General features: G+C 29.7%; 15 protein-coding genes and 1 pseudogene. 1 reads left to right on the top strand and 15 read right to left on the bottom strand.

Features of this window, described 5'->3' with window-relative positions:
* Both T369_RS09595 and T369_RS0103235 read right to left on the bottom strand, forming a co-directional pair.
* Positions 1–240, bottom strand: a pseudogene (locus T369_RS09595) (IS5/IS1182 family transposase); the annotation flags it as partial.
* A 130-nt stretch (positions 241–370) separates the two neighbouring features.
* On the bottom strand, positions 371–2,065 hold the full coding sequence (locus T369_RS0103235) for a septation ring formation regulator EzrA (protein WP_031551683.1): 1,695 nt from the start codon (positions 2,063–2,065) through the stop codon (positions 371–373).
* Between the two features lie 288 nt (positions 2,066–2,353).
* Between T369_RS0103235 and T369_RS0103230 the strand changes: the two genes are divergently transcribed.
* Entirely contained in the window at positions 2,354–2,821 is a 468-nt protein-coding gene (locus tag T369_RS0103230) for a GAF domain-containing protein (protein ID WP_031551680.1), read from the top strand.
* Positions 2,822–2,861: 40 nt separating this feature from the next.
* Here the strand turns inward: T369_RS0103230 and T369_RS0103225 are convergent, their stop codons facing one another.
* The 13 genes from T369_RS0103225 to plsY form a co-directional block, all read right to left on the bottom strand.
* A complete protein-coding gene (locus T369_RS0103225; RefSeq protein ID WP_031551677.1) occupies positions 2,862–4,460 on the bottom strand; it encodes an ABC-F family ATP-binding cassette domain-containing protein in 1,599 nt (532 codons plus the stop codon).
* Between the two features lie 93 nt (positions 4,461–4,553).
* Positions 4,554–4,907 (bottom strand): 30S ribosome-binding factor RbfA, encoded by a 354-nt coding sequence (rbfA, locus tag T369_RS0103220; RefSeq protein ID WP_006364213.1) that lies wholly within the window; start codon positions 4,905–4,907, stop codon positions 4,554–4,556.
* A 12-nt stretch (positions 4,908–4,919) separates the two neighbouring features.
* The gene (gene infB, locus T369_RS0103215; protein WP_031551673.1) at positions 4,920–6,992 is read right to left on the bottom strand and encodes a translation initiation factor IF-2; all 2,073 of its coding nucleotides are present in this window, start codon (positions 6,990–6,992) and stop codon (positions 4,920–4,922) included.
* Complete coding sequence (locus tag T369_RS0103210) at positions 6,992–7,303, bottom strand: L7Ae/L30e/S12e/Gadd45 family ribosomal protein (RefSeq protein WP_031551670.1); 312 nt, start codon at positions 7,301–7,303, stop codon at positions 6,992–6,994. Before T369_RS0103210 ends, infB begins: the two co-directional genes overlap by 1 nt.
* Complete coding sequence (gene rnpM, locus T369_RS0103205) at positions 7,303–7,590, bottom strand: RNase P modulator RnpM (protein ID WP_031551667.1); 288 nt, start codon at positions 7,588–7,590, stop codon at positions 7,303–7,305. Before rnpM ends, T369_RS0103210 begins: the two co-directional genes overlap by 1 nt.
* Before the next feature lie 12 nt (positions 7,591–7,602).
* On the bottom strand, positions 7,603–8,634 hold the full coding sequence (nusA, locus tag T369_RS0103200) for a transcription termination factor NusA (RefSeq protein ID WP_031551664.1): 1,032 nt from the start codon (positions 8,632–8,634) through the stop codon (positions 7,603–7,605).
* A 20-nt stretch (positions 8,635–8,654) separates the two neighbouring features.
* Positions 8,655–9,119 (bottom strand): ribosome maturation factor RimP, encoded by a 465-nt coding sequence (rimP, locus tag T369_RS0103195; protein ID WP_031551661.1) that lies wholly within the window; start codon positions 9,117–9,119, stop codon positions 8,655–8,657.
* A 139-nt stretch (positions 9,120–9,258) separates the two neighbouring features.
* Complete coding sequence (gene gloA, locus T369_RS0103190; protein ID WP_016359548.1) at positions 9,259–9,636, bottom strand: lactoylglutathione lyase; 378 nt, start codon at positions 9,634–9,636, stop codon at positions 9,259–9,261.
* Positions 9,637–9,664: 28 nt separating this feature from the next.
* The gene (locus tag T369_RS0103185; protein WP_031551659.1) at positions 9,665–10,522 is read right to left on the bottom strand and encodes a DegV family protein; all 858 of its coding nucleotides are present in this window, start codon (positions 10,520–10,522) and stop codon (positions 9,665–9,667) included.
* A 41-nt stretch (positions 10,523–10,563) separates the two neighbouring features.
* Entirely contained in the window at positions 10,564–11,109 is a 546-nt protein-coding gene (gene nusG, locus T369_RS0103180) for a transcription termination/antitermination protein NusG (RefSeq protein WP_006364221.1), read from the bottom strand.
* A gap of 11 nt (positions 11,110–11,120) precedes the next feature.
* A complete protein-coding gene (secE, locus tag T369_RS0103175; RefSeq protein WP_031551657.1) occupies positions 11,121–11,294 on the bottom strand; it encodes a preprotein translocase subunit SecE in 174 nt (57 codons plus the stop codon).
* A gap of 222 nt (positions 11,295–11,516) precedes the next feature.
* Complete coding sequence (locus T369_RS0103170; protein ID WP_031551651.1) at positions 11,517–12,362, bottom strand: bifunctional 5,10-methylenetetrahydrofolate dehydrogenase/5,10-methenyltetrahydrofolate cyclohydrolase; 846 nt, start codon at positions 12,360–12,362, stop codon at positions 11,517–11,519.
* Positions 12,363–12,974, bottom strand: a complete 612-nt coding sequence (gene plsY / locus T369_RS0103165) for a glycerol-3-phosphate 1-O-acyltransferase PlsY (RefSeq protein WP_031551645.1) — start codon at positions 12,972–12,974, stop codon at positions 12,363–12,365.
* Between the last annotated feature and the right edge of the window lie 9 nt (positions 12,975–12,983).

The raw sequence follows: 12,983 nt of genomic DNA, 5'->3' as shown, positions 1-12,983 counted from the left end.
TATTGTTTCTCTCATAGATTTTATTCCATAAAAGTCTTTTAAAAATACCAGTTTAAATAATACAACAGGATCTAGACTATTTCTCCCTGTCGTATGGCTATAGTATTTTTCTGTTAAATCATAAATAAATTTAAAATCGATAGCTTTATCTACTTTTCTTAAAAAATGGTCTTTAGGTACTATTTCTGATAGTGTCATTAGTATTATTTCATCTTTTATATTTTCTACTTTATTAAACATACTAAAACCTCCTTTGTATACTTATATTATACCATTTTAAAGGTTTTATTTCAGTTAAAAAAAGGCTGTTGACCTATTTGTCAACAGCCTGAACAATCTTGAACATAGTGTTCAAGATTGTTTTTTATTATTAATTTGCTTTTATAGAATTTCTAATTCTTTCATAAGCTCCAGGCTCAACTTTATCAAGAGCATTTCTAATAATTTCTAAAGTCTTATTATATCTATATTCTCTATAATACTGCTCAGCTACTGTTAACTGTTGATGGAACTCAATATTGTCTTTTCTATATCTATTTGCATATCTTATTAATTTTTCAATTAACTCGATATCAGTAAGTATATTATTAACTTCTGACTCATAAATTTCTAAAGATTCCTCAGCCTCTGCTACTGATCGTTTAAGTAAATCAATATTTATTGGCTCTTTTTTAAGTTCTTCTAAAGCATATCTATAACTATCAGTTACATCTTTATATAAAACTATAAATCTATCACTGAATCCTGGTACTCTAGAGTTATCAAGTTTTCTCTTAATAACTTCTTTTTCTTGATTGATATAAATCAATTTATCACGAGCAATACTTTCTTCTTCACGTAAGCTCTTCAAGTATCTAGAATAGTTAGTTTGATCTTCTTCAATTTTTTCTAAATCTTCACTTAAATGCTGAACTTTTTCTTTTAAATCTTTATAATTTAATTTTGGTTGATTATTAATATAAACATCAATATCATGTTTTATATCTAATAGATTACTTAATTGATCGTAATATGCAGCGACCATCTCTTCATCTTTTTGATAAATTTGGTATCTATTTTTTATTTCTTGAATATTATTATATAAAGCTTCATTTAATTGATCTTGTAAGTCTAATTTGTTTGATACTTCTCTATAATTTTCTTCAATATATTTTTTATATTCCAGTTCTTTTTTCAAATCACTAGATATTTCATCAAGAACATCGTAAATACCATCTAAGATACTTTCAATAGAATCAATATCTCCAACTTTAACTTTTTCACGAGCATCATTAAGTTGCCATATACTATTTTCAATTTTACCAGTTATATCTAAGTGAGATAATTTAAATCCTTTTTTCTCCATATCTTCTACTTTAAGTCTTAAAGTTTGAATTTGTGCTGGACAAGTTTTTTCAATTTCTTTTAGAAGTTCTGGTAATACTTCCATACGTTCTTTAAGATCATAGATAGATTCTTTGATATCATTAATTTTCTCTTGAGCTTCAATATATTTACCAGTTGAAGTAAGTACTTTAAACTCCTCTAATTGTGGAGCAAGATTTTTGATATTAGTCTCAAATTGCTCTGCAGCAGCACCATATTGATGTCTTTTAGCAAGTAACTCACGATTTAATTCTTTGTACTCTACAACTATTTCTTCGTAAGTTTCTTTATTGCTAGGTTCTACCTCTTTTAATTCTTTAATTTCTCTTCTGATGCTAGCAATTCTATCTTTTATTGAAGCGATCAACTCACCACTATTCATAATTACTTCATCTGCACGTTTAAAATTAAATTTATCTATATAACTTTCTGCATTATATAAATCACGATCTAGTTCTTCAATATCAATGCTTTGAATTTCATACCATTCGCTTTCCCATCTTGCATAAAGCTTTTCAGCTTTCCCAGCAATTTCTAAAGCCTTCACTTTTTTCAAATCATCAGATAGTGTTTCTCTTTCTAGTTCGTCTTTCATAACTAAAAGAGGGTATAAATCTTGTTTTTTTCTGTTTCTTAAAATGAATAGTACAACTATCCCACCAAGAATCAGAATACACACAAATAAAAATATATATGTCATATATCTTCCCCCTGAACTTTTTATTAAATTTTTTATCTTTATTAATACAATAAACCTAACAAAATTATACCATTTTTAATAGAAAAAACAAAGTATTTCAGACATTTTTTTTCAATTTTTTTCTATTTTTAGCTTATTTTATAGTAATTTAGAGTTTATTGTTAGCTCTTTTTTATATTTTTTCCATTTTTCATTACGTTATAGTATTATATTCTTTTTTTTACTTTTTGCTTTATTTTTTTTTATTAATATGGGAAAATAGAATAAAATATTTACGGAGGTACACTAATGAATATTTTAGAAAATAAGTCTTTATTTATAGAACAAGCTGCATCATTAGTAGGTGGCGAAGAAAATCTTGTTACTAACTTATCTAATCTATCTGCCTTATATAAAGAGTATTTACCGAACACAAACTGGGTTGGATTTTATCTAGTAGATAATAAAAACAATAACCTTGTACTTGGTCCATTTCAAGGTAAAGTTGCTTGCACTCGAATACCATTCAATAAAGGTGTCTGTGGTCATTGTTACACTACTGCACAAACAACTTACGTAGAAGATGTTCATAAATTTCCTGGCCATATAGCTTGTGATAGTGCAACAAATAGTGAACTTGTTATTCCAATTATCCAAGATTCTAAAGTCGTTGCGCTTTTAGATATTGATTCTATTGAATTTAACAGATTTACTAATGACGAAGTAAATGCTTTTAGTGAAGTAACAAAAAGTATTTTTAATAATATAAAATTTTAGTAATGAATTAAGAGGTAAGCATATAACCTACCTCTTTTTTTTAGTCTATAATTCCTTTAAATTTAAGATAGTTTTCATAATCCATCTCTTTATTTATTGCACCTTCCGGAGTTAATTCAATAACTCTATTAGCTATTGTTTGAATAAACTCATAGTCGTGAGATGTAAAGAATACAGATCCTTTAAATGCGATAATACCTTCATTGACCGCAGTTATAGATTCTAAGTCAAGATGGTTTGTAGGCTCATCTAATAATAAAACATTAGCTTTTGATAACATCATTTTTGATAGCATACAACGCATTTTTTCTCCCCCAGAAAGAACATGAGCACGTTTAAGAGCTTCTTCTCCAGAGAATAACATTCTTCCTAAGAAAGATCGTAAATATGCTTCTGATTCTTCTTCAGGAGATGCGTATTGTCTTAACCATTCTACTAATGTTAGTTTTAATCCTTCGAAGTATTCAGAATTATCTTTAGGCATATAACTTCTTGATGTTGTTATACCCCATTTTACAGTTCCACTATCTGGTTCCATTTCCCCAGCAAGAATTTTAAGTAATGTTGTTTTTGCTACTTCATCACCCAGTAAAATTACTTTATCATTTGGATTAACTGTAAAGCTCACATTACTCAGAACCTCTTTACCTTCTATAACTTTAGTTAAACCATCAACAATAAGTAAGTCATTTCCAATTTCGCGATCTGGTGTGAAACGAACATATGGATAACGTCTACTACTTGGTTTAATATCATCTAGAGTAATCTTATCAAGCATTTTCTTTCTGCTTGTTGCTTGTTTAGATTTAGATGCATTAGCAGAGAAACGAGCAATAAATTCTTGTAATTCTTTGATTTTTTCTTCTTTTTTCTTATTAGAATCCTCAGCCATGCGACGCGCTAATTGACTTGATTGATACCAGAAATCATAGTTCCCTACATAAAGTTGAATTTTTCCAAAATCTAAATCACAAATATGTGTACATATATTATTTAAGAAATGTCGATCGTGACTGACAACAATAACTGTATTCTCAAAGTTTATTAAAAACTCTTCTAACCATTTAATTGCACTAATATCTAGTCCGTTAGTAGGCTCGTCTAGAAGTAATACGTCAGGATTACCAAATAATGCTTGTGCTAGTAAAACTTTAACTTTTATCGCATTATCTAATTCTCCCATTAACATATCATGATATTCAACTGAAATACCTAGACCTTCTAATAATTGAGCTGCATCACTTTCTGCACTCCATCCATCCATTTCTGCAAATTCACCTTCTAGTTCAGCAGCAAGGATACCATCCTCTTCAGTGAATGGATCTTTCATATAAATTTCATTTTTACGGTTCATAACATCCCATAAACGTTCATGTCCCATCATAACAACATCAATAACTCTATTTTCTTCATACGCGAAATGGTTTTGACGAAGTACTGCAAGTCTTTCACCTTTACCAAGTGATACATGCCCTTGTTGTGAATCTAATTCACCAGATAAAAGTTTTAAAAATGTTGTTTTTCCTGCTCCATTAGCTCCAATTAGCCCATAACAGTTTCCATTTGTAAACTTAATATTTACATCTTCAAATAACTTTCTATCTGCAAATCGTAAACCTAAATTTGTTACTTGTAACATTCTTCTCTCCTCTAAAATTTATTACAAAAAAAGATAATGGAATACTTCAGTATAAAAGCCTGAGATTTTTAAAAAATCTCAAACTTTTAAATTTTATTCCTCTTCTTTTTTACTTACACTAGCAATTAAACTTTCAATGTGTAATGCATATTCAGCAGTAGTATCATACTGAAAAATAAGTTCCGGAAATTTTCTAATTTTAATTTTTTTTGCTACTTCCGATTTAACAAATCCTTTAATTTTCTTAAATGATTCTTTTGTTCTTTCTTTTTCTTTCTCTCCACCTAAAACAGTGTAAAATACTTTTGCTTGTGAGTAATCCCCTGTCAAAGCTACTTCTGTTACAGTAACAAATCCTAAATCATGATTTTTTACTTTAGTAGCTAGTACATATGTAATTTCTTTTTTGATTTGTTCTGCAAGTCTATTAACTCTTAATTCTGACATAAAGTTTACCTCCTATTTTTTTACTTCTTCCATGATGTATACTTCGAAGACATCTCCTTCTTTAATATCATTAAAGTTTTCAACAGTCATACCACATTCATAACCACTTTGTACTTCTTTAACATCATCTTTAAATCTTCTTAATGTGTCGATTTCACCTTCATAAATAACAACACTATCACGAATTACACGAACTTTTCCATCGCGTGATACTTTACCTTCAGTAACGTATGCACCTGCAATTGTACCAATTTTTGAAACTTTGTATACTTGACGTACTTCAGCAAGACCAATTACTTTCTCTACAAACTCAGGATCTAATAACCCTGTCATTGCAGCTTCAATTTCTTCAATAACTTTATATATTATACTGTGCAGACGAATATCTACTTGTTCTGTTTGAGCCATTTGTTTTGCATTACTATCTGGACGAACATTAAATCCGATTACTACAGCATTAGAAGCTACAGCTAAAGTAATATCTGATTCGTTAATTGCTCCTACTCCAGTGTGAATAATACGTACATTAACACCCTCAACATCAATTTTAGCTAATGACATAGCTAAAGCTTCAACTGAACCTTGAACGTCAGCTTTAATGATAATATTTAAATCTTTCATTTCACCTTGTTTCATTTGTTCAAATAAAGTATCTAAAGATACAGCAGAGCTTGCTTGACGAGTTGTTTCAATATATTGTTGTTGACGTTTTTCACCAATTTGACGAGCTGTTTTTTCATCACCAAATACTACGAATCTGTCTCCTGCATTAGGAACATCTTGTAACCCTGTAATCTCAACTGGTGTAGATGGTTTAGCTACATTAATATTTTTATTACGATCGTTAATCATAGCACGTACACGTCCAAATGTATTACCTACAACTAATGGATCACCTACATTTAAAGTACCATTTTGTACTAATAATGTCGCAACTGCTCCACGGCCTTTATCAAGTTTGGCTTCAATTACTGTACCTAATGCTAAACGATTTGGATTAGCTTTAAGTTCTTGCATTTCTGTTACTAGAAGGATATTTTCTAATAATTCATCAATACCTTCACCTTTTAATGCTGAGATAGGTACGAAGATAGTATCTCCACCCCACTCTTCAGAAATTAAACCATACTCTACTAATTCATTCATAACACGATCTGGATTAGCTTGAGGTTTATCCATTTTATTTACTGCAACGATAATTGGAACTTCCGCAGCTTTAGCATGGTTGATTGCTTCTATAGTTTGAGGCATTACACCATCATCTGCAGCAACTACTAAAATAGTTACGTCAGTAATTTTTGCTCCACGAGCACGCATAGTAGTAAACGCAGCGTGTCCTGGTGTATCTAAGAATGTTATTTTCTTACCTTTAGCACGAACTTGATAAGCACCGATATGTTGAGTAATACCACCTGCTTCTCCTGCTGTAACACGTGTATTTCTTATTGTATCTAAAAGAGTTGTTTTCCCATGGTCAACGTGACCCATTATAGTAACAATTGGAGCTCTTTCTTTAAGATCTTTATCTTGATCTTCAACCTCAAAGTATAAATCTAAGTCTTCCTTATTGATTTCAACTTCTTCTTGTATTTCTTTTCCATAGTCCATAGCAATTAATTCTATTTGCTCTAAAGTAAGAGATTGATTAATATTTGCCATGATTTTTAATTCCATAAACAGCTTTTTAATTAATTCAGTAGAACTTACTGATAAAACTTCAGAAAGTTCACCAACAGTCATACCATCTTTAACTAAAATTGTATCTTCAGATATAGTTTCTTCTGTTGGAGCTTCAATGATAGCAGGTTGTTGTTTATGTGATTTTTTGTTTTTCTCTTTTTTATTTTTTTTCTTTTTAGCTTTTTTATTATCATTTTTTTGCTGATTATTTTCAGTCTTATTATTTTCTTTTGGTTGTTCTTTTTTTACTTTTTTGAAGACACTATCAAGTTTTGCTAACCCCTCTTCTGTTAACATTGACATATGATTGGATACTTCAATCTCTGCATCTTTTAAAACTGAAATAATATCTTTTGATTGTTTACCAATTTCTTTAGCATATTCATACACTCTGACTTTTTTCATTATTGTCTTCCTCCTTCTTCTATTAATTGTTTAAATTTCTTTATAAATCCACTATCAGTTATTCCGACTGCAACACGATTATCTCTACCTATAGCAATACTAATATTTTCAATATTTGAAAACTCAATATGCTCTACTCCATAAAAATTAGACTTATCTTCTAATTTTTTCTTTGTATTAACTCCGCAGTCCTCAGCAATAACTAATAATTTAATCTTCTTATTTTTTAAATTTTTTATTATTAAATCTTCACCTGTTATAAGTTTTCCTGCTCGCTGCATTAAACCTAATAAATTATATACTTTAATCATTATTTTTGTGGTATAGACTTTCTATATATTAATCTTATAACTTCGTTATAGATAGGTTCCATAACTTCTGGAGAAGCACCGAAAAATTTTTCTAATTGTTTCTTTTCTTGAGCAGCCTTAACAACTTCTAAATCAGTAACAACATATGCACCTCTACCAGCTTTTTTTCCAGTAGGATCAACTGAAATTTCCCCTTCTTTATTTTTTACAATTCTCAATAAATCTTTTTTGGGAAACATTTCATTAGTTAAAATACATCTTCTTGTTGGTATTTTTCTTTTTTTCATATTAACACCTCACTATTCTGCAGCTTTTATATCGATTTTCCAACCTGTTAATTTTGCAGCTAGACGTACGTTTTGTCCTTTTTTACCAATTGCTAATGAAAGTTGATCATCCTTAACTTTTACATTAGCGATTTTTTCTTCTTCATCAATACTGATATTTTCTACTTTTGCAGGTGCTAATGCATTTGTAATAAATTTTACAGGGTCCGCATCCCATGTTATGATGTCAATTTTTTCACCATTTAGTTCAGATACAATACGGTTTACTCGATCACCTTTATTACCTACACAAGCTCCTACTGGATCAATATTTTTATCTTCAGAGTACACAGCTATTTTAGTTCTATCTCCTGCTTCTCTAGAAACGCTCTTGATTTCTACTACACCATTATAAATTTCTGGTACTTCAATCTCAAACAATCTTCTAATAAATTCTGGATGTGATCTTGAAGCTAATACATGCGGTTTACTTCCACGACTTGGATTATCAACTTTTGCAATATAAACTTTAATTGGTGTTTGAGGAACATACTCTTCACCAGGAACACGCTCATTTTCACCTAAAATAGCTTCTATTTTTCCAAGTTTAACATATACATATCTTGTATCAATTCTATCAACTGTACCAGAAAGAATTTCTCCTTCATATTCGCTATATTCTTTAAATAGAATCTCTTTTTCTGCTTCTCGTAATCTTTGAAGTAATGCTTGTTTTGCAGCTTGAGCACCTACACGACCAAAATCACTTGGAAGGTCCTCTTCTTCATAAATATCTCCTACTTCATACGCAGGATTTATTTTTAATGCATCTTCTAAAGCGAATTCAATTCTATCATCGTATACTTCTTCTACTACATCTTTTCTTATAATAAATTTATAATCACCTGTAGCTCTATTGAAATCAACCCTTACATTTTTAGCAGTATTAAAATTCTTTTTATATGCTGAAAGTAGTGCTAATTCAATAGCTTCTACTAGTATATCTTCTGCAATTCCTTTTTCTTGTTCAATTAATTTTATTGCTTTAAGCAAATCCTTGCTCATCTCTGTTATCTCCTTTTATTCTAAAATTTTACAGCTAATCTTATCTTAGCAATTTTTTCATATTTAACTACTGATTTTTTAACTCTAGCTTTATCTTTATATTCTATAGTTATCTCATCTCCATCAACAGATAGAATATCACCATAAAATTCTTTTTGATTATCAATCTTTTCATATGTTTTTATATACACATGTTTACCAACAGAATTACTAACTTCTTCTAAATCTCTAAGATCTCTTTCAATACCAGGTGAAGAAACTTCAAGATAGTATTTATCACTTATGAAATCCTCTTTATCTAATTCTTCAGCTAGTTTTTCACTTAATAAAACACAATCATCTAAGCTTAATCCACCATCTTTATCGAAGTAAACACGTAAAAAATAATCGCTACCTTCTTTTACGTACTCAACATCATAAAGTGAATAATTAGAGTCTTTAACTTGTTCTGTTGCTATTGATTTTACTTTTTGTACAATACTCATACAGCACCTCTATTTTTATTTTTTATTACAACATAAAAGAGCGGAGAACTTTTCAAAATTCACCACCCTTTCGGTAATTTATTTCAATGTAAATACATTATAACATACTAAAATAAAGAAATCAATTAATTACTCTTTATTAAGCACGAATAACTTCAATTTTGTATCCATCTGGATCTTTTACAAAATAATAACTTGGAGGGAATCCAGGTAATCCTTTTAGGTCTGTTACATCATATCCAGCTTCAACGTGTTTTTTATGTAGTTCTTCTAAGTTTTCTACAGAAATAGCAATGTGTCCATAACCATCTCCTAACTCATAAGCACCATGATCATAGTTATAAGTAAGCTCAAGTTCATAATTTGAACCAGGTAATGTAAGATATACTAAAGTAAATTTATACTCAGGAAAATCTCTTTCTCTACTTACTTCAAAATCAAAAGCTGATGTGTAAAACTCTACAGATTTTTTTAAATCAGCTACTCTATAACAAGTGTGTGCCATTGTTTGTGTCATGATAATCACCTCATAATTAATTTATTTTTTATAATATTGTCCAACCAAAACCTATAGCCCCTAGCCCTAAATGAGTTGATATAACAGGACTAATAGCATCAATTTCTATAGCGATATCTGGATATTTATCCTCCAGATACTCTTTTATCTCATGAGCTTTCTCTATAGCATCAACATGAAGAACACAGACATGAATATTTTCACCTTTATGTTCTTGATAAAACTCATCAAACAGCTCATACATTCTTAATACAACTTTTTTATAAGTACGAATTTTTTGGAAAGGAACAATTATCTTATCTTCAAAATTTAGTAATGGCTTAACTTGTAATAAACTCCCAACTAGAGCTTGTGCACCACTTAAGCGACCTCCACGTTGAAGATGAGATAAATCATCAGCCATAAAGTATGCTTTAGAAACTTTTTTCATTTCATTTAGAGCACTGATAATTTGATTTGAATTCTTACCTTCTTTTATTAAGTTTGCAGCTTTTATAGCGTACCAACCTTCTGGCTTACAAGATACTTCTGAGTCGAAAGGATGAACATTAATCCCATCAACCATTAATCCTGCGACAGTATAAGAAGAACATGCTCCACTAATTCCACTAGAAAGAGCAATAGCTATAACATCAGTATATCCTTCTTCTTTTAATTTTTCTAAGCAAGCAACAACTTCTCCTATAGCAGGTTGCGAAGTAGTTGGAAATGAATTATTAGTATCTCTTAGATATTCATAATATTTATCGGCAGTCATATCAATTATCTCTTTATAAGAATGATTATTGATAACTATATTTAAATAAACAGTTCTAATATCTAATTCTTTTTTTAATTCCTCAGATAAAAATGATGTAGAATCTATTAAAACAGCAATTTTTTCCACTCTTTTTCCTACTATCTATATCAATGATAGTTTTTCCTTTCTTAGAATTTTTCTATATTATATAGTTCTAGCTCAACTTTAGTTTCTCTTCCCATTAGTTCAATCATAACATCAGCTTTGAAATTGTTAGTATCTATATTTACAACTTTTCCATCCATATCAACAAAAGGACCTGAAATAACACGTACATGATCACCTAACTCAATATCGATGTCAACTACACTAGATAGTCCCATTTGTTGTAAAATAAAGTTAATTTCTTCAGGAAGTAGTGGACTTGGTTTCGAACCTCCACCATGTGAGCCTACAAACCCTGTTACTCCCGGAGTATTACGTACTACGAACCAAGAATCATCAGTCATCACAAGTTCTACTAAAACATATCCAGGGAATGTTTTTCTATTTACTTCTTTTTTCTTTCCTGTTGGAGTAATAATAGTCTCTTTTTCTTCTGGAACAACGATTCTAAAAATCTTATCTTCCATATTTAAAGATTCTACCCTTTTTTCTAAATTATCTTTTACTTTATTCTCATATCCTGAATAAGTATGTATAACATACCATTCTTTATTTACTGTATCGCTCATAATAACCTCTCTTATCTACTAAAACGTCTAATCCCAGCAGTTATACCTAAATCAACTGCATAACAGAATAACATTAGTATTCCAACTACAACAATTACAATAACTGTTTTTCTAACAAGTTCATTAAAAGTTGGCCAACTTACTTTTCTCATTTCAGCAGCAACTTTACCTAGAAATTTGAACATTAACTGCACTCCTTTAATTTTTTTATCTCATTTTCATTTTATAAATTATACCACAGTCTAATTTATAAGTCTATAAATCTTAAAATAAATGCACATACTTGTACAATATACTATTGTATCATTTATTTAACCACATTTCAATTATATATCTCTAAAATTATGAGATAAAACCAAAACATCATTCTGATTTTATCTCATAGTTATTTTATAATATTAATAATTTTATTTTGTTAAATCGTAAGTTGCTGTAAGAGTATTTCTCATCAACATTGTAATTGTTAAAGGTCCAACTCCTCCAGGTACTGGAGAAATATGAGCTACTCTATCCAAGAATTTTTCTGTATTTACATCCCCTACTAGTTTCCCATCACTATAGTTATTACCCACATCAATAATAGTACAAGTTTCTTTAACTTTTTCCTCACCTGTTAAGAAGTGTGCACTACCAACGCAGCTAACTATTATATCAGCTTGTTCTATTAGTTTATCAAGATCTTTTGTACGTGAATGTGCAGTAATTACTGTTGCATTATTTTGTAATAATAATGTAGAAATTGGTTTCCCAACAATATTACTACGTCCAATAACTAAAGCCAGCTTCCCTGAAATATCTTCACCAGTAGATTTGATCATTTCTAATATTCCTAAAGGTGTACAAGGAATCAATTTTGCTTCTCCAATAACTAATTTTCCAACATTGATAGGATGGAATCCATCAACATCTTTTTCTACAGATACTGCATTTAATACTTTTTCTGCATCTATATGTTTAGGTAAAGGTAATTGCACCAAAATACCATGGACATTTTTATCATTATTTAACTTTTCAATTTCTTCTAATAATTGCTCTGTAGTAATAAATTCATCTAGTTCTATCTTTACAGAATTAATATTATTTTCTATACACGCCTTATGTTTTGAATTAACATAACTTCTTGACGCTTTATTATCACCTACTAAAACTACAGCCAAAGTTGGTGTTATTCCTTTTTCACGTAATTGAGATGCTTCGTTTTTAATCTCCTCACGTAATTTTTTAGCTAATTGTGTTCCACTTATTATCCCCATTTATTTCTTTGCTCCTAATTTTATCTTTGCTTTAGATTTATTCTCAGTTCCATTAAGTAATCTTTTAATATTAGATTTATGCATATATATTACAAAAATACACATTACAATCATTATCCATTTATCTATCCCTGATTCAAAAATTGATAAATAAACTATTGATGTTAAACATATTAAGATACTACCTAGTGAAACATAACCTGTTATAAACAATGTACTGAAAAAGATAGCTACTAGTATTAGACTTAAAGTAGGATATAAAAATATAAATACCCCTGAACCAGTAGCTACAGCTTTCCCACCTTTAAAATTTGCAAAGATAGGATAAACATGTCCTATCATCGCAAATGCTCCAAAAATCGAAAGATACTCAACTCTTCCTAAAACAAGAGACGGTAACATTGTTGCTATTATTCCTTTTGATATATCCAATACAAATACAATTACTCCTGCTTTTTTTCCAAGACATCTAAAAGTATTAGTTGTTCCAAGGTTTCCACTCCCCATAGTTCGGATATCAGTATTATAAAATATCTTCCCTACTAATAATGCAGGAGAAATAGATCCTATGAGGTACGCTATTACAATAAACAATATAATTTGCATAACCATTTTTTTGTC

Source organism: Gemella sanguinis ATCC 700632 (assembly GCF_000701685.1).
Lineage (GTDB): Bacteria > Bacillota > Bacilli > Staphylococcales > Gemellaceae > Gemella > Gemella sanguinis.
Note: the sequence above shows the minus strand (reverse complement) of the source record. Positions and strands in the feature narration are given on the sequence as shown.